The organism is Pseudoalteromonas sp. SMS1 (assembly GCF_021530565.1).
Lineage (GTDB): Bacteria > Pseudomonadota > Gammaproteobacteria > Enterobacterales > Alteromonadaceae > Pseudoalteromonas.
In genome coordinates, this window is the sequence record NZ_JAKGBI010000026.1 from 38,152 (window position 1) to 64,878 (window position 26,727).

The following is a 26,727-nucleotide window of genomic DNA, read 5'->3' on the forward strand; positions in this document are numbered from 1 at the left end:
TCAGTTGACCCAGATAGACTACCTTAAATGAATCGAGTTGTCTAATTGGGTTGGGGTTAATTTAATCATTTTTTCTGACCTTAAGTTGTTTTAACTGGGTTAACTAGTTAAATCTTATTGCTTGATGTTAGTGGAATGCTGAAAATAGATATGGATATGTTATGAGTGTAATCTCTAGAAATGAACGTTCGCGTAAAGCGCAAACACAAGATGCTAAACGTTATATTCAAATGACGATAAGGAGGCTGCGTCAAGATATGAATTTAACGCAAGCTCAACTGGGTAAAAGCTTAGTTACCCCAGTTGATCAGGCAACCATTTCAAATTGGGAGTCTGGGAAGACCGAATTATCAGCGTCTCAACTGCTCGATGTCATGATGTTATTCGGCAAGCCAAATTTTCTTATGCTTCTTGAACAAAGCGATGCTTCTGATATCGCCTTTGTGGAACGTAAATCAGCATAACAACCCTGACTCTGTTAGGCGCGCCGCCGTACTGCACTGAATTTTAAAGAGTACAGTACGGGAAGAACTATTTTTTCTTCCTCAGGGTGCTATTCTTGGTTCGTGCAACGTTCTATACAAAAAATTTTATTTTTCCCCTTGAAAATGCTTTTCACATCACAATATACCTAACCATAACGTTACGAACAGAATAACTGCGTCGCTTTTAGCGCGCTATAACGATTAGGGTATATCGAATGTCTGATATTAAAAATAAAGAAAACCATCAGTTTGGAACAGATGTAGGTAAACTGCTCAACCTCATGATTCACTCTTTGTATTCTAACAAAGAGATTTTTCTTCGTGAGCTTGTCTCAAATGCATCTGATGCCGCTGACAAATTACGTTACTTGGCTCTGCAAAATGGTGACCTATATGAGGGTGACGCTGAATTAAAAGTACGTGTTAGCGCTGACAAAGATGCCAAAACGGTCACTATTTCTGACAATGGTATTGGTATGTCTCGTGAGGAAGTAATTAACTCACTAGGAACGATTGCTAAATCTGGTACTGCTGAGTTTTTCCAAAACCTAACGGGTGATCAGGCTAAAGATTCTCAGCTTATCGGTCAGTTTGGTGTTGGTTTCTATTCTGCTTTCATCGTTGCTGATGAGGTGACGGTACGTACAAGAAAAGCGGGTGATACAGCTGCTGTCGAATGGCAATCTAAAGGTGAGGGCGAATACTCGCTTGCAGATATTGAAAAAGCTGAGCGCGGTACAGAGATCGTACTTCACTTGCGTGAAGATGAGGCGGAATTTTTAGATGAATTCCGTCTTCGCTCTATCATTACTAAATACTCAGATCACATTTCTATCCCAGTTGAAATGTTTAAAGCGCCTGTGCCTGAATCAGAAGGCCCTGATGGCGAAAAAATTGAAGCTCAGCCAGGCGAATGGGAAGCGATTAACCGTGCAACGGCTTTGTGGACGCGTGACAAATCGGAAATCTCTGAAGATGAATACAAAGAGTTCTACAAACATGTTGGCCATGATTGGGAAGAGCCACTAACTTGGGCACACAATAAGGTTGAAGGTAAAACGGAATACACCAGCTTATTGTATATCCCTAAAAAAGCGCCCTTCGATATGTGGAATCGCGATCGCCAGACTGGCCTGAAACTGTATGTTCAGCGCGTCTTTATTATGGATGATGCGGAACAATTCATGCCAAGTTATTTGCGCTTTGTTAAGGGGTTATTAGACTCCAATGATCTCCCATTAAACGTATCTCGCGAGATTTTGCAGGACAATAAAATAACCCAAGCTATCCGTAAAGGCTGTACTTCACGCGTCTTGAAGATGTTAGACCGTATGGGCAAGAATAAACCGGAAGAATATCAAGTATTCTGGGATGAGTTTGGCCAAGTGATTAAAGAAGGTCCTGCAGAAGATGCAGCGAATAAAGAAGCCATCGCCAAGCTGTTACGCTTTAGCTCAACAAATACGGATGAAAGCACGCAAAACGTGTCTTTAGCGCAATATGTAGAGCGTATGCAAGAAGGCCAAGATAAGATTTACTATGTTGTCGCTGATAGCTTTGCAACAGCGAAGAGTTCACCGCACTTGGAAATCTTCCGTAAGAAAGGCATTGAAGTTTTACTTATGTCAGATCGTGTTGATGAATGGATGATGGGTCATTTAAATGAGTTTGATGGCAAGCAGTTCCAGTCGATTACGCGCGGCGATTTAGACCTTGGCGATTTAGATGATGAAGAATCGAAAAAAGCGCAAGAAGAGAGCGAAAAAGAAGTTGCAGGGCTAGTCGAGCGTATTACTGAATCGTTAGGTGATAAAGTGAAGGAAGTGCGTTTTACACACCGACTTACTGATTCTCCAGCTTGTGTGGTTGTTGATGATCATGATATGAGCTCACAAATGCAAAAACTGATGGAATCAATCGGTCAATCAGCACCTGAAAGTAAGCCAATTTTTGAGTTAAACCCAGAGCATCAATTAGTGAAGCATTTAAATGATGAGCAGGATGAAGACAAGTTCACTCAATGGTCAGAAGTATTGTTGGACCAAGCATTGTTAGCAGAACGAGGTAGCTTGAAAGACCCTGTGGGCTTCGTTACACGTTTGAATAAGCTGATGCTTGATTTAAGTAAATAATCTGCACCAAGTTGAAAAGCCAGCATATGCTGGCTTTTTTCATTTTAAAGCGCTTTTAATGATTCTATCGCGGTTTGATAGTCCGGCTCAGTTGCTAAATTACTAACAAGTTGTTTATATTGGATTTTATGTGATTTATCTAACACAAAAACGGCGCGACTTAACAGCCCCATATCTTTGATAATTAAACCATATTGTTGCCCAAAATCACGCCATACAGAGTCTGAGAGGGTTTGAACCTTATCAACGCCTTCTTGCTTACAAAATCGCTTTTGAGCAAATGGTAAGTCAGTACTAATGGTGAGCATAACGACGTTAGGGAAATCCGTTGCAACTTTCTCATTAAAATATTTAGTTTGAAGACTACAGATGCCAGTATCTAAGCTAGGCACTACACTGATCAAGACGGCTTTACCTTCATATTGAGACAAGGATACCGGGGTGAAATCTGCATTCACTACTTTAAAGTTAGGGGCTTTATCCCCAACTTTTACACCTGTGCCCAGCAACGTGACAGGTTTCCCACCCGCGGTGACTTTACCTTGATCTACATGGTTTTCAGGTTGCTGAGCAGCAACCGAAAAACAGCTTGAAGCAAATAATATTGTCGCTAAAAAAGAGACTCTACGCATAACGTATTCCTTTTTAAATTTTTCGCATTTCACGACAGTGTATTATACTGATTTTATATAACCAAGCTTTGGCAGTATTTTGGATTGTAAATTGGTCATGCATTGATTAACATATTTATTCATAACGCTGCTGTGTAATAACTATAATTAGAATTCTTGGGTAAAATTCGTCCAAGTAATAGAGAGCTTTTATGTCAACACCCATCCTAATATGCGATGATTCTAAACTTGCACGCAGGCAGTTAGCCCGCTCTTTGCCTGATGACTGGGATATAAAAGTTGAGTTTGCAGAGCATGGATTGGATTGTATAGAAAAAATCAAAGAAATTTCCCCAGAAATTTTGTTTCTTGATCTCAACATGCCGCACTTGGATGGATATGGCGTATTGCAAGCTATCCAAGATCAAGGCTTGAACGTGTTAACTGTAGTCGTGTCCGGGGATATCCAACCGAGTGCTCATCAACGTGTGATGGAGCTGGGAGCGATAGATTTCATACGTAAACCCTGCGACGCACAAAAGCTTGAAGAAATCATTACTCACCATGGTATCAAAGATAAAGCGATACGCGCTAATTTGGTTCATAAGCTTGGCGAGCAATTAGAGCCAGAGATAAGAGATATTTATCAAGAAATCGCTAACGTTGCGATGGGTCAAGCTGGTGATTTACTGGCTAGGTTATTAAACGTGTTCGTTGAACTACCCATTCCCAATGTGAATGTCCTTGAAGTCAATGAACTGCATATGGCATTGCAAGCAATTGACGCGAACGCGACGACCTCAGGGGTTTGCCAAGGGTTTATTGGTGGTGGCGTGTCGGGTGAGGCCTTACTGCTACTCAATGATTCTAGCTTCAAGGAAATAGCGTCCTTAATGAAGTATCAGGGGGAGCTGAACCAAAAAGTTGAGTTAGAGCTCCTGATGGATGTGAGTAACATTTTGATAGGTGCTATTCTCACTGGGTTGTCACGTCAATTAGATATGCCATTTAGTCAGGGGCATCCAGTGGTGTTGGGTCAGCATTGCGAAGTATCAGAGCTCGTGAAAGCAAACAAATCCAGATGGCAAAGAACACTGGCAATTGAAATTAGCTATGGAATAGAACACCATAATATTAACTGCGACTTGATGCTGTTGTTTACAGAGGATTCTTTGAAAACGCTGAAATATAAAGTTGCTTACCTATTAGACGACTAGAATTATGCCTGCTTCTGATTTTGATATGAATGAAATCCATTGGCTGATGGATATGTTTAACACCGTAGATGTTGGTCTGGTTGTACTAGATAGAGACTATAGGGTGTGTATTTGGAATGGTTTTATGGAAAATCATTCTGGTCTGCTGCCCAGTGCTGTGAAGGATAAAGATGTTTTTGATCTGTTTCCTGGCATTGACGAATCGTGGTTTCGAGGAAAAGCAGAGCCCGTCTTTGTGCTAAAAAATCGCTCGTTTACCATCTGGGAACAGCAGCCATATATATTCCGTTTCAAAAACTACCGGCCCATCACTGGTAAAGCGGAGTATATGTATCAGAACGCAACCTTCATTCCGTTGACAACAGTGACTGGGGAAGTCGGTCATATCTGTGTAATTCTGTACGATGTGACTGATGAAGCAATGAATAAGCTTGAGCTCGAAAAAGCAAACAAGACATTAGAAGAAATGAGCCGCACAGATGCACTGACCAAATTGTCAAATAGGGGATTTTGGGAAGAATCTTTAAGAAAAGAGTTTAAAAGACTAAAGCGCAATCATGGCTGTAGCACTTTACTCATGTTTGATATTGATTTTTTTAAGCGTATCAATGATGAGTATGGGCATAGCGGTGGTGATGAAGCAATTAGGCATCTATCTGACTTGTTAAAAAAGACATTGCGAGAAACCGATATTGCGGGTCGTTATGGTGGTGAAGAATTTGCTGTTACTTTGGTCGATACTGACGCTGAAGGTGCCATGATATTCGCTGAAAGGTTACGCTGCATGATTGAAAATTCAGTGATTTATTATGACAAAAAAGAAATTAAATTGACGGTCAGCCTTGGTATTGCCAGTTATGATGAGTCATTTAATAAACACGAACAATGGATAGAAGCGGCGGATGCAGCCCTTTACCACTCGAAAGAAAATGGCAGAAATAAAGTGACTATCTATGACCCTTCTATGTCTCAATGAAGGTGACCCCAAAGGTACCGCGCTTGTTAAAGTTCCCGACCTAACAGACAATATGATTTTTATGGTTTAAATTGAAAGAGCCTGAAGTGAAGTCTTCAGGCTCTTCTCGTTTTATGTTTCTTCTTCAGAAGGAGTTAGTGGACATTGCCCTAATAGAGTAATCGTACCGTCGTCTTCGAGTTGCTCCAATCGCACTTCAAACCCCCAAAGCCTATATAAGTGCTTTAAGACTTCAATCTTTGACTCAGCTAACGGAATTTTATCTTGAGGCACGTATCTCAATGTTAATGAACGGTCACCTCTGACATCCACATTGTACACTTGGATATTGGGCTCATTGTTACTTAGGTTATAGTGTGCTGATAGGCTATTTCTCACCTTTAAATAACCAGTTTCATCATGAATGGCACTGACCTCTAGGTGAGAGGACGATTCTTTATCTAAGATGGTGAAAAGTTTAAAATCTCTGATGATTTTAGGCGACAGAAATTGACTGACAAAGCTCTCATCTTTAAAGTTCTCCATTGCAAAATGCAGGGTATCTAGCCAATCTTTTCCTGCAAATTCGGGAAACCAATATTTATCTTCCTCAGTTGGACTTTCACATATCCGTCTAATGTCTACCATCATATTAAACCCCAGTGCGTAAGGATTAATACCTGAATAAAACTTACTGTTGTAGGGGGGTTGGTAAACGACATTGGTATGACTTTGGAGGAACTCGAGCATAAATGCATCACTGAGTTTACCCTCATCGTATAGATGATTAAGGATGGTGTAGTGCCAAAAAGTTGCCCAGCCTTCGTTCATTACCTGCGTTTGTCGTTGAGGATAAAAATATTGTGATATTTTTCTCACAATACGTATTATCTCTCTCTGCCAGGATTCGAGTAAGGGCGCATTCTTTTCAATGAAGTAAAGTATGTTCTCTTGTGGTTCAGAAGGGAATTTGGGTAGATTTTCTATGTCTTCTTGTTTGTTTGTGGGTATCGTTTTCCATAATTCATTGACTTGTGATTGCAGATAATCCTCTCGCTCTTTTTGTCTTTTCTGCTCTTCGAATAGTGAGATTTGCTGTGGTCTTTTATAGCGGTCCACACCATAGTTCATAAGCGCATGGCAAGAATCCAGTAAGTTCTCAACTTCTTCAATCCCATACTTTTCTTCACATTGTGCGACATAATTTTTTGCAAAGACGAGATAATCGATAATAGAGGATGCGTCGGTCCAGGTTTTAAACAGATAATTGCCTTTGAAAAAAGAGTTATGTCCGTAGCAGGCATGGGCCATAACCAGTGCTTGCATGGGCAGCGTATTCTCTTCCATTAGGTACGCGATACAAGGATCTGAGTTAATGACGATTTCGTATGCCAACCCCATTTGTCCGCGTTTATAATTTTGCTCCGTTTGGATAAACTTTTTGCCATAGGACCAGTGTGCATAGCCGATCGGCATGCCGACACTCGAGTATGCATCCATCATTTGTTCTGCGGTTATTACCTCGATTTGATTTGGATAAGTATCAAGTCGATAGTGTTCGGCAACGCGTGCAATCTCGGCTTGATACATTTCAAGTCGTTCAAATGTCCAGTCAGGACCGTCATTTAAAGGGTTATAGGTCATTTGCGCTTCCCCTCTGATTATGCTGCACCTTGCTGCTTTTGGCGGTTTTTCTTAAACAATTCTCTGAAGATTGGATAAATATCTTCAACCGAGCGTATGTGCTGCATAGCAAAATTACTATAAGCTGCAGATAGGCCTTGATATTCGCGCCATAAACTTTGGTGAGCTCTTGTTGTAATTTCTATGTAGGCGTAATACCTGACCACCTTCAATAGCTTGTTAGCCAATATATCCGTACAGTGTGGTGAATCATCTGCCCAATTGTCACCATCTGATGCTTGAGCAGCGTATATGTTCCAATCACCCTGTGAATAGCGCTCCGCAACGATTTCATCCATTAGCTTTAAGGCGCTAGACACGATGGTCCCACCGGTTTCTTGCGAGTAAAAAAACTCTTGCTCATCGACCTCTTTTGCCTGTGTATGATGGCGGATATACACCACTTCAATATCTTTATAAGTGCGAGTTAAAAATTGATAGAGAAGTATATAAAAGCGTTTGGCCATATCTTTAGTGGCCTGATCCATTGAACCAGAGACATCCATCAAACAAAACATCACCGCTTTGCTGGTGGGATGTGGCCTTTTTTCATAATTTCTAAAGCGTAAATCATAATTATCAATAAAAGGTACGGCCGCGATACGCTTCTTAAGTGTGTCGATCTCTTCCTCAAGTTTTTGTATCTTTTGTTGAGGCGGCACAGGCTCCGCCAGCAGCTCAGCTAACTCCTGTTCAAGCTCTTTGAGTTTGGATCTTTTACCTGCGGTCATTGCTATTCTCCGAGCAATAGACCCTTTCAGCGAGCGTACTATATCCAGATTACTTGGCATACCATCATTACAAAACCCAGCTCGATGGGTTTTCATTTGTACGAGTTTATCGAGCTGACTTTTTTGCAAATTAGGTAATTCAAGGTCCTCGAATAGTAAGTCAAGATATTCATCTTTTGATATCGAAAAGACAAAGTCATCTTGTCCCTCACCTTGATCGCTCGCATTCCCTTCACCTGCCCCACCACCTTGTCCAGAGGGGGGCCTTTGAATTTTATCCCCCGTTGTGAACTGGTCGTTACCGGGATGGATATGATGTCTGTTGCCGCCTTTTCCTTGGTGGAACACAGGTTCACTGATATCTTTTTGTGGAATAGAAATACTCTCTCCACTACTGATATCGGTGACGCTTCTTTTATTTATCGCGTCTGAAACTGCTTCTTTTATTTGTTTTTTGTAGCGCCGAATAAACCTTTGTCTATTCGGCGTACTTTTGTTTTTCCCATTCAATCTTCGATCGATGAAATGTGCCATAGACCATCCTCCAATCGCTAAGATTACTGTGACTTTCTCACTCTCAAATACCACTCAGAAAGTAACCGAACCTGCTTCTGGGTATATCCTTTTTCCATCATTCGATTGACAAAGTCCTCGTGCTTTTTCTGATCTTCTGCTGAAGTTTTGGCATTAAATGAGATTACGGGTAGTAAGTCTTCGGTATTTGAGAACATTTTCTTTTCAATAACTGTTCTCAGCTTCTCATAGCTTGTCCAAACCGGGTTATCACCATTATGGTGGGCGCGTGCCCGCAGAACGAAGTTCACAATTTCATTTCTGAAGTCTTTGGGGTTTGAAATGCCCGCGGGCTTCTCAATTTTCTCAAGTTCTGCATTCAGTGCTGATCTATCGAAAAGCTGGCCTGTGTCAGGGTCTCTATATTCCTGATCTTGAATCCAAAAATCAGCATAGGTTACATAACGGTCAAAAATATTTTGCCCATATTCTGAATAGGACTCTAAATAAGCGGTTTGTAGCTCTTTACCGATAAATTCAACATATTGCGGAATTAAGTAGCCTTTTAAATGACTCAAGTAGCGCTCTTGTACTTCTGCACTAAACTGTTCGCGCTCAATTTGCTGTTCAAGCACATAGAATAAATGCACGGGGTTTGCAGCGACTTCAACGTGGTCAAAGTTAAAAACACGCGACAAAATTTTAAATGCAAAGCGTGTCGACAAACCGTTCATGCCTTCATCTACTCCAGCATAATCTCGGTACTCTTGATAAGATTTTGCTTTGGGATCGGTGTCTTTTAAACTTTCACCATCATACACCCGCATTTTGGAGTAAATACTTGAGTTTTCGGGTTCTTTAATTCTTGATAATGATGAAAACTTAGCCAGCGTTTCCAAAGTGCCTGGTGCGCATTGTGCATTTTTAAGCTCACTATTTTCGAGCAGTTTCTTGTAGATTTTGACTTCTTCAGACACCCGCAAACAATAAGGTACTTTCACAATAAAGACGCGGTCTAAAAATGCTTCATTGTTTTTATTGTTTTTGAATGTTTGCCATTCAGATTCGTTAGAGTGAGCAAGTATGATGCCGTTAAACGGCAAAGCTGAAATGCCTTCGGTGCCATTGTAATTGCCCTCTTGTGTTGCTGTTAGCAGGGGGTGTAGCACTTTGATGGGCGCTTTAAACATTTCAACAAATTCCATTAAACCTTGGTTGGCAAGGCATAAAGCGCCAGAATACGCGTAAGCATCAGGATCATTTTGCGCAAAATGTTCTAGTTTTCTGATATCTACCTTGCCTACTAGTGCTGAAATATCTTGGTTATTTTCATCTCCGGGCTCTGTTTTAGCAATTGCCACTTGGTCAAGAATAGACGGGTAGCGCTTGACAACTTTAAACTTACTGATGTCGCCGTTGTATTCATGGAGGCGTTTTGTCGCCCATGGAGACATCACGGTTTTCAAATAGCGCTTTGAAATACCGAACTCTTTTTCAAGCAATTCGCCATCTTCTTGCGCATTAAAAAGACTGAGGGGGTGATCATTGACGGGCGAGTCTTTAATCGCATATACAGGCACTTGTTGCATCAAGTACTTGAGTTTTTCTGCAATCGATGACTTACCACCACCGACAGGTCCAAGTAAGTAGAGGACTTGTTTACATTCCTCTAGCCCTTGAGCTGCATGCTTCAAGTAAGAAACGATTTGCTCAATGGCATCCTCCATGCCATAAAACTCTTGAAATGCTGGGTAACGTGCGATAACCCGATTCGAAAAGAGCCGGCTTAATCTAGCGTCGGTAGAAGTGTCTATCATCTCTGGCTCGCCGATGGCCATGAGCAATCTTTCAGGCGCACTGGCATAAGCTGCCTTATCCTCTTTACAAATTTCGAGAAACTCAGCGATTGTGAATTCTTCTTCTTTAGCTGCTTCGTATCGGGATTGGTAATGCTCAAATATAGTCATATCAAACTCCAATAACCTGTTTAAAAAAAAGCTGGGGTTAAAATGCAAGGCTTAATTAAAGCTTAGTCGTGTTATTGGATATTTGCTTAAAAAATATGAGAATTTAATGTGATAGCGAATTTTGACGAGGACAAAAAAAGGCGCGATTGCGCCTTATTTATTGCTTAAATTGGTACAGTTATACCGTTGTATTTAAGCTAGATTTTCGTTTGCGAAATCCCAGTTAACTAGTGACCAGAAGCCTTTTAGGTACTCAGGACGAACATTGCGGTAATCGATATAGTAAGCATGTTCCCAAAGGTCTACTGTTAAAATTGGTGTTACACCTTCTTCAGTGAAAGGCGTAGCAGCATTTGATGTGTTAACAATGTCTAAAGAACCATCAGCAAGTTGAACTAACCAAGTCCAGCTTGAACCGAAGTTGTTTACAGCTTTGTCATTAAACGCTTCTTGGAATGCCGCGAATGAGCCCCATTTCGCGTTGATTAATTCTGCAACCTTACCTTGCGCTTCACCACCACCATTTGGTGAAAGGCTATGCCAGTAGAAAGTGTGGTTCCAAATTTGCGCTGCATTATTGAAAATGCCGCCTTCAGAGCTAAGGACCACTTCATCCAATGTTTTGTTAGCGAAGTCTGTGCCTTCTACTAGGCCGTTAAGCTTAACAACATAAGTGTTGTGGTGTTTGCCGTGATGAAATTCTAAAGTTTCTTTAGAAATATGCGGCTCAAGTGCATCAATAGCGTAAGGAAGTGACGGTAGTTCGAAAGCCATTTTAATCTCCATTTTTTGTTGAATTCCCAAAACTGTTAAAAAGTTGCCTTGCTACGGGCACATTTCGGTACGTTTTGGTTGTGTATAGTGATATTATAATTCCTGAGTATTTTACTCAAGTTTTAGCAAACAGCAATGGGCGTAGCTAAGACTTGTAGTCTGAATGATTCATATGCACTATTTTTAATCAGGTCAGAGTGTATGTGAACTGATAATATCGTCATTTGAGGTATATATGGAAACCATTGAAAAGATTAAACAGCAAATTGCAGAAAACCCGATTCTTCTATATATGAAGGGCTCTCCAAAGTTACCAAACTGTGGTTTTTCTTCTCAAGCTTCACAGGCCCTTATGGCATGCGGTGAGCAGTTTGCTTATGTAGATATTCTGTTAAACCCAGATATCCGTGCTGAGCTGCCTCATTATGCTAACTGGCCAACTTTTCCTCAACTTTGGGTTGAAGGGGAACTTATTGGTGGTTGTGATATCATCATAGAAATGTTCCAAAAAGGCGAATTACAGCCACTCATCACAGAAACTGCGGCTAAATACAAAGAAGCAGCAGAATAAACTTACGCACTATTCGTGTGATTTAAACCCGGGCTAATTGCTCGGGTTTTTTTATGCCTTCCGCTTGGTCGCATTGTGACCGATTGCCCGAAATTCAATTTCATCCTTGCGTATTCTTACCATCGCACAAACATAGCTTTTCCCTATATGACTAGAAAAAATGTCAAATATTACCATTGTGAATAGTTATTCATTGTTTTGCATGTTTACGTTTACGTAAACTGTTATGTGTTTTTCGTTTGTTATGAATGATTTAACATTTGATACCGGTGTCATTGTGTTTTAAATGTCATTTTATCCTGTAATATTGCGACTTATTAAATTTTGGTTACAAAATAGGGTCGTTGAAAAATATTCAAGAGAGTGAATATTTATTCTTCTTTTTGTTGACTCAATTTTAATTCAGCGCTAATTTTGAATATCTGCCAGTAAATCGTCGAAGTCATTTTAGCTGGCAGTTGTAGCAAGGGGAGGGGTCTATGTTATATGACTCGGCATTAGAAAAAGATAACTGTGGGTTTGGCCTAATTGCACATGCGCAAGGCCAAGCAAGTCACAAATTAATTCGTACCGCGATCACGGGTCTTGATCGCATGCAGCACAGAGGTGGAATCGCAGCCGATGGGAAAACTGGTGATGGGTGTGGTTTATTACTTCAAAAGCCGGACAGTTTCTTTCGAGCAATCGCAGCAGAAAATGATTGGCATTTAGGTAAAAACTACGCGGTTGGTATGGTGTTTTTGAACTCAGACCCAACACTTGCAAGCATTGCAAAAACGGTTATTAATGAAGAATTAGAAAAAGAAACACTGTCTATTGTGGGGTGGCGAGTCGTGCCGACACAGCCATCAATGCTTGGACCAATAGCCAAAGCGCAATTGCCACAATTTGAGCAGGTTTTTGTCAGCGCACCTGAGGGGTGGCGTCCAAAAGATTTAGAACGTCGTCTGTACATTGCAAGGCGCCGTATCGAAAAACGAATTAAAAACGATGACCAGTTTTATATCTCTAGTCTGTCTGGCTTGGTAACTGTGTATAAAGGTTTAATGATGCCAGCCGATCTGCCGAATTTTTATGAAGATTTGGCAGATTTAAGAATGACCAGTGCGATATGTGTCTTTCATCAAAGATTTTCAACCAATACCCAGCCTAAATGGCCATTAGCCCAACCATTCCGTTATCTCGCTCACAATGGCGAAATAAACACGATTATGGGTAACAGGCAGTGGGCAAGCGCACGCGCCTACAAATTTTCTTCACCGTTATTACCTGACCTTCAAGCAGCGGCCCCGTTTGTAAACGAGTCTGGGTCTGACTCATCCAGCCTTGATAATATTCTTGAGCTGTTTCTCGCTGGTGGGATGGACATTTTTAGAGCGATGCGCATGCTTGTACCACCGGCATGGCAAAAAAATCGTGCTATGGATGATGATCTTCGCGCGTTTTATGACTTCAATTCGATGCATATGGAGCCTTGGGATGGCCCCGCTGGCATTGTAATGTCAGACGGTCGATTTGCTGCGTGTAACTTAGACAGAAATGGCTTAAGACCCGCTCGCTATGTTGTGACGCAGGATGGGTTTATTACTGTCGCGTCTGAAGTCGGGATTTGGGATTATCAAGCCGATGAAGTCATAGAGAAGGGCCGAGTAGGACCCGGTGAACTGCTCGTTGTGGATACATTACACGGTAAGATTTGGCAATCATCAGAAATTGACCAAGATCTTAAAGCAAGGCATCCTTATCGCGCTTGGCTTGAGCAAAATGTTCAGCAGCTGACGCCCTTCGAGGAACTTGATGAAAAAGATGCAGGTCAGCGAGATTTTAACGATGAAGTACTACTGACATATCAAAAGCAATTTGGCTATAGTAACGAAGAAGTCGAACAGGTAATTAGTGTCATGGGGGCGAATGGCCAAGAGGCTACAGGCTCAATGGGAGATGATACACCATTTGCTGTACTCTCACAGGGCGCGCGCGCGCTCTATGATTATTTTAGACAAAAGTTTGCTCAGGTAACTAATCCGCCCATCGATCCGCTGAGAGAAAACCATGTCATGTCTCTCGCCACATGTATTGGCCGTGAACAAAACGTGTTTAATGAAACAACAGGCCATGCTAAACGGCTCCAGTTTAATTCTCCAATCTTAACGTTTTCAGATGTTCAACAGCTCAAGTCTGCAGGTGATGAACACTACAAAGTGGGTGTGGTGAGTTTAAATTATAACCCGTCTGAAGGGTTAGCGCAGGCAATTCGCCGTGTGTGTGATGAAGCGCAAGAGAAAGCGGCTCAAGGCTGCGTAATGATACTTTTAAGTGACAGAGATATTTCTAAAAATCTGCTCCCTATTCCTGCAGCAATGGCTGTTGGTGCCGTGCAACAAAGGTTAGTAAATAATAACTTACGTTGCGATTCAAATATTATTGTTGAAACGGGCAGTGCGCGTGACCCACATCAATTTGCGGTTTTATTAGGCTTTGGCGCAACGGCGATTTATCCCTATTTAGCATATGAGACGTTGGTCTCGCTCGCAGATAAGGGAGTGATCAAAAAGTCCTATCGTGATGTCACGCTAGCATATCGCAATGCGATTAATAAAGGTTTGTACAAGATTATGTCCAAAATGGGGATCAGTACGATTGCATCTTATCGTTGCTCGATGCTCTTTGAGGCAGTCGGACTTGGCGATGACGTGGTTGATTTGTGTTTTAAAGGGGTTGTGAGTCGAATTAAAGGAGCTGGCTTTGACAATTTTGAATCCGAAACCAAGCTTCTTCACAAATTAGCCTATAGTAAGCGCAAACTGCTAAGTCATGGTGGACTGCTAAAATATGTCCATGGTGGCGAATATCACGCCTATAACCCTGATGTCGTTCAGTCTCTTCAGGTGGCCGTAAAATCGGGTAATTACGAGGATTATCTTAAATATGCTGAGATAGTCAATAACCGCCCAGTGACAAACTTAAGAGATTTAATGCAACTTAAGCTGCCTGAGTCAGGTATATCGGTTGATGACGTTGAGCCAGCAACAGAGCTTTACAAACGCTTTGATTCCGCTGCTATGAGTATTGGTGCCTTGTCGCCAGAAGCCCATGAAGCACTGGCAATTGCAATGAACCGTTTGGGTGGATACTCTAATTCAGGAGAGGGAGGCGAGGATAAAGCACGCTTTGGTAACGAGCGTAACTCGCGGATCAAGCAAGTTGCTTCGGGTCGGTTTGGCGTTACACCGCACTACCTGCAAAGCGCTGATGTTATTCAAATTAAAGTCGCACAGGGTGCAAAACCTGGCGAAGGTGGGCAGTTGCCAGGCGAGAAAGTCACGCCTTATATTGCCAAATTACGCTATTCAGTACCCGGTGTGACACTGATTTCACCACCGCCACATCACGATATTTATTCGATTGAGGATCTCGCGCAGTTGATATTCGACCTCAAGCAAGTAAATCCATCTGCGATGATCTCAGTTAAGCTGGTTTCTGAACCAGGTGTTGGGACTATTGCGACAGGTGTTGCAAAAGCCTACGCAGATCTGATCACAATTGCTGGGTACGATGGCGGTACAGGGGCTAGTCCACTCACGTCAGTGAAGTATGCCGGTTGTCCTTGGGAATTAGGTTTGGCGGAAACCCAGCAAGCGCTTGTTGAAAATGGATTGAGGCATCGTATTAGACTGCAAACCGATGGTGGCTTAAAGACCGGGTTGGACATCATCAAAGCAGCCATCTTAGGCGCAGAGAGCTTTGGGTTTGGTACCGGTCCTATGGTGGCATTAGGGTGTAAGTATCTCAGAATTTGTCACCTAAATAATTGTGCGACTGGCGTTGCAACGCAAGACGATACGCTCAGGCAAAAGCATTTTCATGGCTTGCCCGAAATGGCAATGAACTATTTTAAGTTCATTGCGCAAGAAGCAAGAGAAATTATGGCGTCATTAGGGGTGGCCAAACTGACAGATCTAATTGGTCGCACGGAGTTACTAGAAGCCTTGGAAGGAAATAGTGATAAGCAGCGTCAGTTAGACCTAAGTCCCATTTTGGCCAAGCCAAATAACCCAACAAATGAGACGTTGTACTGTAGCGCGGAAAATACCTCTCATTACTGTGGTGAACTAAATGAATCCTTATTGGTAAAAGCGCAGCAGGCGATTGATGAGAAGTCTGGCACTTCGCTAGTGAGCAGGATAAAAAATACGGATCGCTCTGTGGGGGCGATGTTATCTGGCTACATTGCCGGTAAGTACGGCAACCAAGGCATGGCGGCTGACCCAATTTCAATTGAGTTGCATGGTACGGCCGGGCAGTCATTTGGCGTTTGGAACGCCGGCGGGTTAGAGTTAACTTTAGTCGGTGATGCGAACGACTACGTTGGAAAGGGGATGGCCGGTGGAAAACTCGTAATAAGGCCACCGCTTGGGTCGAGCTTTAAATCTCATCAAGCTACGATAGCTGGTAATACATGTCTATATGGTGCAACTGGTGGGAAGTTGTTCGCAGCGGGTAGAGTAGGGGAGCGTTTTGCCGTTCGTAACTCCGGTGTTCAAGCTGTGGTCGAGGGACTTGGAGACAATGGTTGCGAATATATGACTGGTGGTGTGGTGTGTGTTCTTGGACACATCGGAGTTAACTTTGGCGCAGGCATGACTGGTGGCTTTGCCTATGTGCTTGACGAAGAAAATGACATTGGAAAACGTTACAATCCCGAGTTGGTTGAGGTATTGACACTTGACTCATTACCTTCTCATCAAGAGCATTTAAGAGGATTGATAGCAGAACATTTAGAGCTGACAGGTTCCGATCGTGCCGAACAAATTCTGGCGAATTTTGACTTGTACATTCCAATGTTTAGGTTAATTAAACCTAAATCGAGTGATGTAAAGAGCTTACTTGGGCACCGAGCAAGAAGTAGTGCTGAACTTAGAGTGCAGGCGCAGTAAAGGAGGAATCATGAGCGAGAATGTATATCAGTTTATCGATGTTCAACGTGTAGATCCGCGTAAAAAGCCAATATCAACACGAAAGAGCTCTTTTGTTGAAATTTACGAGCCATTTTCTGGGCAACAGGTAGGTTCACAAGCCGATCGATGCTTAGACTGTGGCAACCCATATTGTGAGTGGAAATGCCCCGTTCATAATTATATCCCTCAGTGGCTTAAGCTCATTCGAACAGGGCGCATCATTGAAGCGGCTGAGTTATCGCACAGAACAAATAGTTTACCAGAGGTGTGTGGCAGAGTTTGCCCACAAGACCGATTGTGTGAAGGGGCATGTACTTTAAGTGATGAGTTTGGTGCGGTCACAATCGGTAACATAGAAAAGTACATTACCGACACTGCTTTTGCCCAAGGGTGGAAGCCAGATATGTCCTATGTAACTTGGACGGATAAAAGAGTTGCGATTATTGGCGCTGGGCCTGCTGGGCTAGGCTGTGCAGATATCCTTGTAAGAAATGGTGTTAAAGCCGTTGTGTATGATCGCAACCCAGAAATTGGCGGCCTACTCACCTTTGGCATTCCATCATTCAAACTTGAAAAATCAGTCATGGAAAAGCGCAGAGAAGTGTTCAGTGAAATGGGCGTAGAGTTCAAGTTGAACACAGAAGTAGGTAAAGATATCAGTATGGATGAGCTGCTTGCACAATACGATGCGGTGTTTGTTGGTGTTGGCACATATCAATATATGCGTGGTGGGCTGGAGAACGAAGATGCGAAACAAGTGTATGATGCACTGCCATTCTTGATCGGTAATACTAACCGAGTTATGGGCTATGATGAGTCTCAACAACCTTACATCAGCATGACGGATAAACGCGTGGTTGTATTAGGCGGTGGTGACACCGCAATGGACTGTGTGAGAACCTCTGTGCGCCAAAATGCCAGCTCCGTTGTCTGTGCATATCGCCGGGATGAAGAAAATATGCCAGGTTCCAAGCGCGAAGTGAAAAATGCCAAGGAAGAAGGGGTTATTTTCAAATTTAATGTCCAGCCAAAGGGCATTGTTCTGAATGCGCAGGGCAATGTATGTGGTGTTAAAATGGTCAGAACAGAGCTGGGCGCACCAGATAGTAATGGTCGACGCAGAGCGCAGGAAGTGGAAGGTTCTGAGCATATTATTGAAGCCGATGCGGTTGTATTGGCCTTTGGCTTCAAACCGCACAACCTTGCATGGCTTGCCAATTACGATGTTGAAATTAACCATTGGGGTGGCATTGTCGCCCCAGAGCAAGGGTCATTTACCCACCAAACAAGTAATCCGAAAATATTTGCAGGCGGTGATGCTGTGAGAGGCTCAGATTTGGTCGTTACGGCCATATTTGAGGGTCGAAATGCCGCAGAAGGGATCCTAGATTATATAGATGTTTAGGTGTTTAGAGTAAATCATCACATGATGTGAGAATCTATATTACGTTGCAAACCCCAGTACAGGTAATGTGTTGGGGTTTTTTCTTTGCGGTGGGGCTTCTAAAATTTAAATTGAGGTCGTAGTAAACACAGCCGTTACTGGCTGGTTGGGGCTTGATATATCAAGTTTAAACTAATCACCACCATCAGAGAATTCGAAGCTCGCGTTTCTTGGAGTGAAAAATGAAGAGCGTAGGAGAGGAGGGTGTTCAAATTAGGGTAACAAGCGCCACTGCAGTATGGATCTCAATTGCAGCTTGTAAAGCAGTTTGCTATCGGTTGTGTGCACAACGCAGCGAGCCTGCATTTACAACGTGCGTGTCCTGTTACACCTGTGCTATCGGGAGCCCTGTTGCAATCTTTTAAGTATCAAGCTCGTAACAAGGCCAAATTTTCTTAAGCGGCCCCTTGGACCACCAGTAACTCTTTTGCACTTGCACGAGTTGTCTCACTGACGCTATCTCCGCCCAATAACCGTGCTATTTCGTCGATACGATGATGCTCGTTTAAAGGCACCATAGATGTGTAGGTTTGTGCATTGTCTACTTCTTTTTTGACAAAGAATTGCTGGTGGCCACTGCATGCCACTTGAGGTAAGTGGGTAACACATATTACTTGTGTTGATTTGCCAAGCAATCTCAGCTGTTTTCCTACTTGCGACGCGGTTGGGCCGGAAATGCCGACGTCGACTTCATCGAATATCAGCGTTGGCGTTGTCACTTTGTTGGCAATAATAACCTGAATGGCTAGGCTAATACGTGACAGCTCACCCCCAGATGCCACTTTGGCGAGAGGTTGCATGGGCTGACCGGGGTTGGTTGAGACGAGAAAATCAATATTGTCCATGCCTAATTCATTAGGGCGGCGATCATGCTCTTTGATTAACTCAATCGCAAAGCGGCCGTTCTCCATCGACAGCTCATGCATACTCTGTGTAATCAATTCATTTAACTTTTCTGCGGACTGTACTCTACTTTCACTGAGTTGGCTTGCCGAAATATGATAAGCATGTAGAGCTTCTGCAATTTCATGCTCCAAGTCGTCAATTCGCGCGTTGTCAGAGCAAATATTGTCTAGCGCTTGTTTTAATGCTTGGTGATGTGCAGCTAATTGGTCTGGTTGAATTTGATGTTTTCTGGAAAGCGCCATCGCTTGAGTAAGGCGTTCTTCTATTTCTTGAAGTCTAAGAGGATCTTGTTCGATATTTTCGCCATAGCTGCGGATCTCTCTGCAAGCTTCTTCAAGCTGAACTGCGGCTTCATTGAGCATAGTACTGATGCCTTCGAGTGATTTATCTAAACTGCTTAGCTCGGAAAAAGTTTGTACACTATGCTGTAACTGGCTCAGTACTGTTTGATCATCTTGTTCATACAGGCTCATTAGCTCTCTTTGACAGTTTTCCACCAATGTTTGTGAGTGACTCAAGCGGTTGTGCTCGATCTCTATTTGCTCATATTCCCCTTCTTGTAGCGCAAATTCATCGAGTTCTTCTACTTGGTACTCTAGTAATTGCTTCTTTGCGGCTTGTGCTTGCTGCTGCTTTAACAATTGGGCGTGTTCCTTTTGCAGCTTGTGATAGTGTGTATACTGTGCTTTTACAGCATTGAGTAGGTTGTTATGACCAGCATAGGCATCCAACAGCCCCAATTGATGCTCAGGTTTTAGAAGTAATTGATGTGCATGTTGGCCGTGAATTGCAATCAACATTTGCCCCAATTCTTTGAGTTGAGCAGCCGTTACGGACGAGCCGTTAATAAAGCTTTTACTGCGTCCATTTCGTGTAATGACACGGCGTAATATACAGTTTTGCTCTTCATCATCGAGTAATAACTCTGACAAGAATTGTTGGGCCTGCGGTAAGTTACGAATATCAAATTGAGCTGAGATTTCTGCTTTGTTACTTTGCGGGCGGATGGCGTTAACATCAGCACGTTCGCCCAGGCATAAAGAGAGGGCGTCGATGGCAATGGATTTACCTGCGCCAGTTTCACCTGTAATTGCTGTCATTCCGGATCGCCAGTCGATATTTAGTTCACTGACAATCGCAAAGTTTTTAATTTGCAAACTCGTAAGCATGCTGTATATCCAAACAGTATTTTACTGTTAATCTATACAGCATCTATAAAAAATGCAACTTTTTAATTGGCAATGTCTGCAGTTTGGCGTTGAACTGGGGATTCGTCCTGCCCAGGTTGTTGTTCGTCAGCCTCTACATTTTCATTATCTTCGGCATGAGATTCTTGATTAGAGTCAACAGGTTCAAATGAGTCAGGTGTTTGAATGCGAGAGATCAGAGCTGGTAACACCTCAGTGTAAAATGATTTATTGTACGCAATACCGGATGAAGGTAACTCGGCAGCAAAAAGAAACAATTGCTCTGATAGCAACTCTAAGCTGTCATTATTTCTACATTTATTTAATTCCGAACCGATTTGCATGAGCAGCAGCTCACTTACCTTCTCTAGCCTATCTAAATTCTCATCATTATGCGGTTGAACCACAAAGAAATTGCTTACGATGGCATTAAATTTAGGTGCATGTTTTGGTCTAATCAGTTTGCAATCGACATATTCAGATATTTTTCGTTTGTATAAACTCGTAATATCCTTAACCCGCTCATTGAAAATGCGTTTCTCGGCATCTCGTGCTTTCTGTCGATTGTTCTCAATAACCATATAGACGCCAAGGATAGTGATGAGCAACACTATCGACACAATCACTATGTAAGTCATGTTGTATTACTTTTCCCTAATATAGAAAATAAATCAGCCCTATTCTGCTTAACAAATTTGCTTTAGTAAAGCCTACTGCCCCAATTTAGTTTTTCTCTAAGAACATGGTAGTAGGAATAACTCGTAGGATGAATCAGACGCAGCTTTTGTGATGCTTTTTTAATCACAACTTCGTCTCCTGGTAGCAATGCTAATACGACGTGACTATCACAACTGACTTGTAAGCTCGCGGTATTTTCTGGGCTTAATTTCAGCTTCACTTGTTTATTCGCATCCACGACCAACGGTCGGCTTGATAAAGTGTGTGGAAACATAGGAACAAGCGCCACAGCATTCAACTCAGGGGTAAGAATTGGCCCACCACCCGAAAGTGAGTATGCAGTTGACCCGGTGGGTGTCGTCACTATTAGCCCATCAGAGCGCTGAGAAAAGACAAATTTATCATCGATGAATGCTTCAAACTCGATCATATGAGCGACTTTATCTGCGTGTAAGACGGCTTCATTAACGGCTAAATTTGCACTTTTTAATTGTGCATGTCGGTAAACTTCCACTTCCAGTAAAAAACGATGCTCTTCGACAAAATTGCCACTCAGTACTTGCTCTAGTTCAGGCTCAAAGTCATGGGGGCTAAGGTCGGTTAGGAAACCAAGGTTACCTCGGTTTACGCCAATCACAGCAACGTCAAAGCGGGCTAATACACGGGCTGCACCAAGCATGTTCCCATCACCACCCACAACAACAGCGAGGTCGCACTTTTCGCCCAGCTCAACGAGATCTAAAAGTTGTACTGCCGACAAACCTGTTAGTTGTTTTCCTGCTCGACGTTCTACAAAAACTTCATACCCAAGCGCTTGCAAAAATGTATAAAGGCGATGTAAGGTCTGAGCGGCACCGTCATGGTTGGGTTTTCCAATAAGGCCGATGGTGTGAAATGGAGTGCTCATTTTTAACGCATATCCTTGGTATTTAAACTGTCTCAAGATTATCTTAAATTTGAGACGCTTGAAACTTTGAAATTAACCCCAACATAAATAAATATGAAATTAAGTGCCCGCGATAAACAAGTTTTTTCAGCTGTGATGAGTCTTTACTGTAATGGTGAGGGGCTCCCTGTTGCGTCTAGCAAAATAGCAAAAATGAAAGGTATGGCGATTTGCTCCGCAACGGTGCGTAATGCCATGGCGCGCCTTGAAAATCAGGGACTATTGTTTTCACCGCATACATCTGCTGGTCGAGTGCCATCGGATATGGGAATTAAATATTGGCTACAAGAGTATTTTGAACTCGGTGGTATTGCGCAGTTTTGGCAACCTGAGCAAGAGCAGCTTGTTACTTTGGCTCATTCGCTGAGCCAACAATATCAAGTGTGTTGTGTGGTGGGATTGCCGCAGGCAAGTAGTCAAAAAGTATTTCGTGTTGAGGTGTTAGATTTTGACCGAAAACACTGGTTGGTACTGCTTATTGACAAAGCCGGCCAGTCGCAAAATATCTGCATAAACAAGCCAGCCGATAACTCGGATGAATTACGTTATCAATTTGCGTTATGGATGAATACGGTGTTTAGTCAGCAGACGCTCAAAGAAGGGTTACACCGTATGCGGGCGATGGCGCATAGCGCGATGCCAAATTGTCGAGAATTATTGACGCAGTGGACGAAAGAACTCAGTTTGCAGCTTGGAACCGACAATAGCATTATTGTGGGCGAAAGACACATATATAACCGATTAGAGCAGTTAAACGATCTCAGTCTGGGTGTGCCATTTTTACATCAAGTAGAGGACAAGCTCGCCTTTAAAGATGGTGTGTCTGTTTTGCTTGGTACAGAGATAGATCAGACTAATTTATCGAGATATATTATTTTAAGTGTGCCTTATTTTATGAACCAAGAATACCAAAGTCGTTTTTGTGTTGTCTGTCCAGCAGAGGCACCTATTGAATCAATAATTGAGGAATTTACTCGAATCGAGCAAAAAGACTCTTGAAACTGGAAATTCCATCCCCATAATTACGGCAGTTGTAAAGAATCGGAGATACACTTTCATGTCTGAGCAGACAAAAGCACCAGAGCAGGAACAAGAAACTGCACAAGAAGAAGTAGTAGAACACGCTGCCGAAGCACAAGCACAAGAAGAAGCGCCTGAGGCTGAACAGGTTGAGTTAAGCCCTGAAGAAGAAATCGCTGGTCTATACGCTGAGCTTGAAGCTGCAAAACAAACTATTGAAGGTCAAAAAGATGGCGTTGTTCGCGCAGCCGCTGAAGTGGAAAATATGCGTCGTCGTGCAGCACAAGATGTTGAGAAAGCGCATAAACTTGCACTTAAGAAATTTGCCAACGACTTACTACCTGTGGTTGACAACTTAGAGCGTGCAGTTGAGTTCGCGGACAAAGACAACGAAGCGACTAAATCAATCCTTGAAGGTATTGAAATGACACTGAAAAGCTTCTCAGATGCACTGAGCAAGTACGGTGTAGAAGCTGTTAATCCTCAAGGTGAAGCTTTTTCTCCTGAATTCCATCAAGCAATGTCTATCCAGCCAAGTAATGATGTTGCGCCAAATACGGTGCTTGCAGTGATGCAAAAAGGCTATACCCTGAACGGTCACTTGTTAAGACCTGCCATGGTAATGGTTTCTAAAGCTGCAGAATAACGTTTTTATTTGATGAAAAAGCCCGCGACAACGCGGGCTTTTTTGTGAGCACTGGCCAACCCTTCGCGTTGTAGTTTATTATTTACCTATCTTTAGGCATGAATTTGCAATCCAACATTACGTAGGAAGTATTATGAAAAAAGTATTAGCGTGTGTGTTAGTTGCTTTGGCACTCGGTGGGTGCAAAACTTCTCCAACAGGCAGGACTCAAATTATGCTCTACCCAGAGCATCAGATGAATGAGATGGGGGTAGCAAGCTTTGATCAAATAAAATCAAAGCAAACTGTTGATAGCAGCCAGGTAAATAACACGTATGTAAAATGCATTGCAGATGCACTGATTGCTCAGTTACCCAATAAATACGCTTCACAAAAATGGGAAGTTGTTGTATTTAAAGATGATAGTGCCAACGCATTTGCCTTGCCAGGGGGCAAAATTGGCGTACACACAGGGCTGCTTAAAGTTGCACAAGATCAACACCAGCTCGCTGCTGTAATGGGCCATGAAGTAGGCCATGTAATTGCACAACATGCCAATGAACGAGTTTCTCAAAGCAGCCTGTTGCAAGCTGGACTTCAAGTGAGTAATGCCGTCATGGAAATGAATAACATCGAACACCGCAATGCAATTATGCAAGGACTCGGAGTAGGTGCCCAAGTAGGTATTGCATTGCCGTTTAGTCGTAGTCATGAAACTGAGGCTGATATTGTTGGATTGGAGCTGATGGCGAAAGCAGGGTTTAAACCTATTGGTGCCGTCGAGCTTTGGCAAAATATGGAAAAACTCGGTGGTGGTGAAAGGCCTGCGGAATTTTTATCGACCCATCCATCGCCCGATAGCCGAATCCAACGACTTAATGAGGGCATGACAACGGCAAATAACCTTTACCGCAATGCAGTGCAAAAGGGCTTAAAACCAACTTGCAAGGCGAAATCGTAAAAAAATACGGCAGCACGCTCTTTATGACTGGTAATATGTGCTGCCTTTTTCCAGCTTCAATACCGCTCTATTTAAATCTGTAAAAATTGCCCCCTTGTTCATCCAGTACGACAAAGAGTCGCAAGTCTAACTCTAGTTGATGATATTCCGGTTCCATATGACAACAGAGTTTATAAAACGCTTTACTATGATCTGCGTGTTTAAAGTGCGCCAATTCATGCACAATTAAAGCACGCAAAATAGCTTCGGGTGCGTACTTGAGTTGATTGTTTAAGGCAATATCATAGCGTGCTTTTAGCTTTTTACCGTGGACTTTGTTTTGATGGGTGTGTGTTCCAAGTGTGCCTTTCACCATATCCGAGTGTTTATTAAAGCTGACAGAATTTAATCGAGGTGTGTTTTTCAAAAAGTGTTGCTTAATTTCAGTGCTGTATTGATATAACTCTTGCTGGTTTTGCAGTTGATGGCCGTTTGGGAATTTACGCTTAAAATACGTTTGCAATTGATTGTTGCTAATTAATTGGTAAACCTGTGCTTGCACATTTTCAGGGTAGTGCTGAAAGTATTTTAATTCTTGCATTGTTGTCTTTTCTTGGTGCTGTTTCTCGCGTAATCTCTGGATCGAATTATAACGCAAGGAAAAAGTATATGTACAAGGCCAGTTGTTTGTGTAACGAAGTGATGCTTGAAATTCATGGTCCCATAGAGAGTATTATTCATTGCCATTGTTCGTTGTGTAGAAAATCCAGCGGCACAGCGTATGCTACAAATGGGTTTATCGCTACCCAGTCATTGAAAATCATCAAAGGGCGTGAGTTCATAAAGGCTTACGCCTTCAAGCCAGGCAGATTACGTCATTTTTGTAGCCATTGCGCGTCACCTTTGTACAGCTCAAATGCAGACTTACCAGATAAACTCAGGCTACGTCTTGGACTGCTGGATTCGGCCATCACAGAGCGTCCAATGTCTCATAATTTTGTAACATCAAAAGCAAACTGGGAAGATTTAGATGCAGATTTACCAAGGTATGATACTTTTGAGCCAAACCGCTTATAGGAAGGCATGAAGGTTGGCCTCATCATGATTTCAGTGTGAGTGGAGTCACTCACACTTTACGCTTTATTTAGTGTCCATGGCACAGCAGTCAGATGCGCGTGAGTTCCCACCCAAAATTTGTTGGTGTGGTAGGTTACAACAATCTGAAGCGCGTGAATTACCGCCACTTCCGCCAGCACCCACTACGTCATTTGTTTGTACTTTAGGTAAACGTGCTTTGTCCAATGAAAGCGTTTTAACCTGTTTTTTTTGTAGCTTTAGAAACATTTTAGATCCTTCATTTATTATTAGTATCACATTTACATTGCCCCACATCATCATATGTGTCAACTACTTATAATAAGGTCCCTTGTTTTGGCTGTTGTTCAGCGGGGAAGGGGTGCAACACTTTGTGTTCAAGCCCAAGATCTTGCGCAAACTGACGTGCGAGAAGAGGGGAATCATAATTATCAGCGGTGTGAAAGAATACCAAGGGTTCCTTGCCTTCCTTTAGCCAACCCTGGATTTTGTTGATCCAAGGGCCGTAAAATTGTCTATTCTCTTTGAGGTTAGAGCAGCCAACAAATCTCACCATAGGGCGATTGCCTGTGGCAATGACATTGACTGGAACGCGTGGCTTTTTACGTTGGGCATCTATGATAGCAGGTGTATTGGCGGGCTCACTAAACAAGGGGCGGGTGTCCATGATGATACGATTGATGTTATTTTGCATAAGAAACTGGTTGAATCGCTTTTCATTTTCATCTTTTTGAAAAAAACCTAAATTACGTACCTCAATCCCCACGCATAGCTCTTTGGGCAGCATAGACATAAACTGTTCAATACGAGGCAAGTGTTCAGGGCCACAATGAGCAGGTAGCTGAACCATAATCATGGCCATCTTCTCATATAGGGGGGAAAACAACTTACACCATTCCAGCGTTTCTTTTTGACAGTTTTGCAAAGCTAATTCGTGTGTGATCTGCTTAGATACTTTAAAGGTAAATTTAAAGTCATCGGGCACGGCATCTCTCCACTGCAAAATCGTGTCGGCTTTAGGGTTAGCGTAAAAACTGGTATTGCCTTCGACACTATTGAATATTTCTGCGTACTCTTTAAGCATATTGGCGTTTTGGCAATGTTGACTAAAAAAGCGACCTTTCCAGTGTGAAGAGCTCCATTGTGGGCAACCTAAATAAAGCATATTGTCTTTCATTGATGTTTTTTCTCAGTTTAACAAACTGTGGGTACCTAAAAAAACCAACTTTACACACAATGATCATCATTGGAGGATGACAAAGCGGCCTATTTTTATATAATTGGCGATT

General features: G+C 42.5%; 22 protein-coding genes. 11 read left to right on the forward strand and 11 right to left on the reverse strand.

Annotated elements, in window-relative coordinates:
- Positions 1–161 precede the first annotated feature (161 nt).
- A complete protein-coding gene (locus tag L1286_RS21610; protein ID WP_235409122.1) occupies positions 162–464 on the forward strand; it encodes a helix-turn-helix transcriptional regulator in 303 nt (100 codons plus the stop codon).
- Between the two features lie 236 nt (positions 465–700).
- A complete protein-coding gene (gene htpG, locus L1286_RS21615) occupies positions 701–2,617 on the forward strand; it encodes a molecular chaperone HtpG (protein ID WP_235409123.1) in 1,917 nt (638 codons plus the stop codon).
- A 44-nt stretch (positions 2,618–2,661) separates the two neighbouring features.
- On the opposite strand, the gene tpx is transcribed toward htpG, so the two are convergent.
- Positions 2,662–3,249 carry a thiol peroxidase gene (tpx, locus tag L1286_RS21620; RefSeq protein ID WP_235409124.1) on the reverse strand — a complete coding sequence of 196 codons (588 nt, stop codon included), beginning with the start codon at positions 3,247–3,249 and terminating at the stop codon, positions 2,662–2,664.
- Between the two features lie 191 nt (positions 3,250–3,440).
- Between tpx and L1286_RS21625 the strand changes: the two genes are divergently transcribed.
- Entirely contained in the window at positions 3,441–4,445 is a 1,005-nt protein-coding gene (locus L1286_RS21625; protein WP_235409125.1) for a response regulator, read from the forward strand.
- Positions 4,446–4,449: 4 nt separating this feature from the next.
- Positions 4,450–5,421 (forward strand): sensor domain-containing diguanylate cyclase, encoded by a 972-nt coding sequence (locus L1286_RS21630; protein WP_235409126.1) that lies wholly within the window; start codon positions 4,450–4,452, stop codon positions 5,419–5,421.
- A gap of 111 nt (positions 5,422–5,532) precedes the next feature.
- Here the strand turns inward: L1286_RS21630 and L1286_RS21635 are convergent, their stop codons facing one another.
- The 4 genes from L1286_RS21635 to L1286_RS21650 form a co-directional block, all read right to left on the reverse strand.
- A complete protein-coding gene (locus L1286_RS21635) occupies positions 5,533–7,044 on the reverse strand; it encodes a SpoVR family protein (RefSeq protein ID WP_235409127.1) in 1,512 nt (503 codons plus the stop codon).
- A 17-nt stretch (positions 7,045–7,061) separates the two neighbouring features.
- Positions 7,062–8,348, reverse strand: a complete 1,287-nt coding sequence (locus tag L1286_RS21640) for a YeaH/YhbH family protein (RefSeq protein WP_235409128.1) — start codon at positions 8,346–8,348, stop codon at positions 7,062–7,064.
- Between the two features lie 23 nt (positions 8,349–8,371).
- On the reverse strand, positions 8,372–10,294 hold the full coding sequence (locus L1286_RS21645) for a PrkA family serine protein kinase (RefSeq protein ID WP_235409129.1): 1,923 nt from the start codon (positions 10,292–10,294) through the stop codon (positions 8,372–8,374).
- Between the two features lie 192 nt (positions 10,295–10,486).
- Positions 10,487–11,068: a Fe-Mn family superoxide dismutase gene (locus tag L1286_RS21650; protein ID WP_235409130.1), complete on the reverse strand. Its 582-nt coding sequence runs from the start codon at positions 11,066–11,068 to the stop codon at positions 10,487–10,489.
- A 235-nt stretch (positions 11,069–11,303) separates the two neighbouring features.
- Between L1286_RS21650 and L1286_RS21655 the strand changes: the two genes are divergently transcribed.
- The 3 genes from L1286_RS21655 (at position 11,304) to L1286_RS21665 (ending at position 18,002) form a co-directional block, all read left to right on the forward strand.
- Positions 11,304–11,639, forward strand: a complete 336-nt coding sequence (locus tag L1286_RS21655; RefSeq protein WP_063359249.1) for a Grx4 family monothiol glutaredoxin — start codon at positions 11,304–11,306, stop codon at positions 11,637–11,639.
- 479 nt (positions 11,640–12,118) lie between these two features.
- Positions 12,119–16,576, forward strand: coding sequence for a glutamate synthase large subunit (gltB, locus tag L1286_RS21660; RefSeq protein WP_235409131.1), 4,458 nt, complete (start codon positions 12,119–12,121; stop codon positions 16,574–16,576).
- 10 nt (positions 16,577–16,586) lie between these two features.
- Positions 16,587–18,002 carry an FAD-dependent oxidoreductase gene (locus L1286_RS21665; RefSeq protein ID WP_235409132.1) on the forward strand — a complete coding sequence of 472 codons (1,416 nt, stop codon included), beginning with the start codon at positions 16,587–16,589 and terminating at the stop codon, positions 18,000–18,002.
- Between the two features lie 434 nt (positions 18,003–18,436).
- Here L1286_RS21665 and recN read toward each other — a convergent pair whose 3' ends face one another.
- The 3 genes from recN to nadK form a co-directional block, all read right to left on the reverse strand.
- Entirely contained in the window at positions 18,437–20,116 is a 1,680-nt protein-coding gene (gene recN / locus L1286_RS21670; RefSeq protein ID WP_235409133.1) for a DNA repair protein RecN, read from the reverse strand.
- A 62-nt stretch (positions 20,117–20,178) separates the two neighbouring features.
- Positions 20,179–20,772: a hypothetical protein gene (locus L1286_RS21675; protein WP_235409134.1), complete on the reverse strand. Its 594-nt coding sequence runs from the start codon at positions 20,770–20,772 to the stop codon at positions 20,179–20,181.
- A gap of 62 nt (positions 20,773–20,834) precedes the next feature.
- Complete coding sequence (nadK, locus tag L1286_RS21680; RefSeq protein WP_235409135.1) at positions 20,835–21,719, reverse strand: NAD(+) kinase; 885 nt, start codon at positions 21,717–21,719, stop codon at positions 20,835–20,837.
- Between the two features lie 93 nt (positions 21,720–21,812).
- Between nadK and L1286_RS21685 the strand changes: the two genes are divergently transcribed.
- From L1286_RS21685 to L1286_RS21695, 3 genes are all read left to right on the forward strand, one after another.
- Positions 21,813–22,757: an HrcA family transcriptional regulator gene (locus L1286_RS21685; RefSeq protein WP_235409136.1), complete on the forward strand. Its 945-nt coding sequence runs from the start codon at positions 21,813–21,815 to the stop codon at positions 22,755–22,757.
- A gap of 58 nt (positions 22,758–22,815) precedes the next feature.
- Positions 22,816–23,424, forward strand: a complete 609-nt coding sequence (grpE, locus tag L1286_RS21690) for a nucleotide exchange factor GrpE (protein ID WP_235409137.1) — start codon at positions 22,816–22,818, stop codon at positions 23,422–23,424.
- 133 nt (positions 23,425–23,557) lie between these two features.
- On the forward strand, positions 23,558–24,364 hold the full coding sequence (locus L1286_RS21695) for a M48 family metallopeptidase (RefSeq protein ID WP_235409138.1): 807 nt from the start codon (positions 23,558–23,560) through the stop codon (positions 24,362–24,364).
- 67 nt (positions 24,365–24,431) lie between these two features.
- On the opposite strand, the gene L1286_RS21700 is transcribed toward L1286_RS21695, so the two are convergent.
- Positions 24,432–24,944 carry a M48 metallopeptidase family protein gene (locus L1286_RS21700; RefSeq protein WP_235409139.1) on the reverse strand — a complete coding sequence of 171 codons (513 nt, stop codon included), beginning with the start codon at positions 24,942–24,944 and terminating at the stop codon, positions 24,432–24,434.
- Positions 24,945–25,012: 68 nt separating this feature from the next.
- Here L1286_RS21700 and L1286_RS21705 point away from each other — a divergent pair, with 68 nt between their 5' ends.
- The gene (locus L1286_RS21705) at positions 25,013–25,420 is read left to right on the forward strand and encodes a GFA family protein (protein WP_235409140.1); all 408 of its coding nucleotides are present in this window, start codon (positions 25,013–25,015) and stop codon (positions 25,418–25,420) included.
- A 63-nt stretch (positions 25,421–25,483) separates the two neighbouring features.
- Here L1286_RS21705 and L1286_RS21710 read toward each other — a convergent pair whose 3' ends face one another.
- Positions 25,484–25,687, reverse strand: a complete 204-nt coding sequence (locus L1286_RS21710; RefSeq protein ID WP_235409141.1) for a hypothetical protein — start codon at positions 25,685–25,687, stop codon at positions 25,484–25,486.
- 67 nt (positions 25,688–25,754) lie between these two features.
- Complete coding sequence (locus L1286_RS21715; protein ID WP_235409150.1) at positions 25,755–26,603, reverse strand: DUF72 domain-containing protein; 849 nt, start codon at positions 26,601–26,603, stop codon at positions 25,755–25,757.
- Positions 26,604–26,727 lie beyond the last annotated feature (124 nt).

Excerpts from the sequence above, each read along its gene's own strand:
- nadK (WP_235409135.1), bottom strand. The coding sequence starts at position 21,719 with ATGAGCACTCCATTTCACACCATCGGCCTTATTGGAAAACCCAACCAT.
- L1286_RS21685 (WP_235409136.1), top strand. The coding sequence starts at position 21,813 with ATGAAATTAAGTGCCCGCGATAAACAAGTTTTTTCAGCTGTGATGAGT.
- L1286_RS21705 (WP_235409140.1), top strand. The coding sequence starts at position 25,013 with ATGTACAAGGCCAGTTGTTTGTGTAACGAAGTGATGCTTGAAATTCAT.
- L1286_RS21645 (WP_235409129.1), bottom strand. The coding sequence starts at position 10,294 with ATGACTATATTTGAGCATTACCAATCCCGATACGAAGCAGCTAAAGAA.
- L1286_RS21675 (WP_235409134.1), bottom strand. The coding sequence starts at position 20,772 with ATGACTTACATAGTGATTGTGTCGATAGTGTTGCTCATCACTATCCTT.
- L1286_RS21715 (WP_235409150.1), bottom strand. The coding sequence starts at position 26,603 with ATGCTTTATTTAGGTTGCCCACAATGGAGCTCTTCACACTGGAAAGGT.
- L1286_RS21630 (WP_235409126.1), top strand. The coding sequence starts at position 4,450 with ATGCCTGCTTCTGATTTTGATATGAATGAAATCCATTGGCTGATGGAT.
- L1286_RS21640 (WP_235409128.1), bottom strand. The coding sequence starts at position 8,348 with ATGGCACATTTCATCGATCGAAGATTGAATGGGAAAAACAAAAGTACG.
- L1286_RS21695 (WP_235409138.1), top strand. The coding sequence starts at position 23,558 with ATGAAAAAAGTATTAGCGTGTGTGTTAGTTGCTTTGGCACTCGGTGGG.
- L1286_RS21625 (WP_235409125.1), top strand. The coding sequence starts at position 3,441 with ATGTCAACACCCATCCTAATATGCGATGATTCTAAACTTGCACGCAGG.
- L1286_RS21700 (WP_235409139.1), bottom strand. The coding sequence starts at position 24,944 with ATGCAAGAATTAAAATACTTTCAGCACTACCCTGAAAATGTGCAAGCA.
- L1286_RS21665 (WP_235409132.1), top strand. The coding sequence starts at position 16,587 with ATGAGCGAGAATGTATATCAGTTTATCGATGTTCAACGTGTAGATCCG.
- tpx (WP_235409124.1), bottom strand. The coding sequence starts at position 3,249 with ATGCGTAGAGTCTCTTTTTTAGCGACAATATTATTTGCTTCAAGCTGT.
- L1286_RS21655 (WP_063359249.1), top strand. The coding sequence starts at position 11,304 with ATGGAAACCATTGAAAAGATTAAACAGCAAATTGCAGAAAACCCGATT.
- htpG (WP_235409123.1), top strand. The coding sequence starts at position 701 with ATGTCTGATATTAAAAATAAAGAAAACCATCAGTTTGGAACAGATGTA.
- grpE (WP_235409137.1), top strand. The coding sequence starts at position 22,816 with ATGTCTGAGCAGACAAAAGCACCAGAGCAGGAACAAGAAACTGCACAA.
- L1286_RS21610 (WP_235409122.1), top strand. The coding sequence starts at position 162 with ATGAGTGTAATCTCTAGAAATGAACGTTCGCGTAAAGCGCAAACACAA.
- recN (WP_235409133.1), bottom strand. The coding sequence starts at position 20,116 with ATGCTTACGAGTTTGCAAATTAAAAACTTTGCGATTGTCAGTGAACTA.
- L1286_RS21710 (WP_235409141.1), bottom strand. The coding sequence starts at position 25,687 with ATGTTTCTAAAGCTACAAAAAAAACAGGTTAAAACGCTTTCATTGGAC.
- L1286_RS21635 (WP_235409127.1), bottom strand. The coding sequence starts at position 7,044 with ATGACCTATAACCCTTTAAATGACGGTCCTGACTGGACATTTGAACGA.
- gltB (WP_235409131.1), top strand. The coding sequence starts at position 12,119 with ATGTTATATGACTCGGCATTAGAAAAAGATAACTGTGGGTTTGGCCTA.
- L1286_RS21650 (WP_235409130.1), bottom strand. The coding sequence starts at position 11,068 with ATGGCTTTCGAACTACCGTCACTTCCTTACGCTATTGATGCACTTGAG.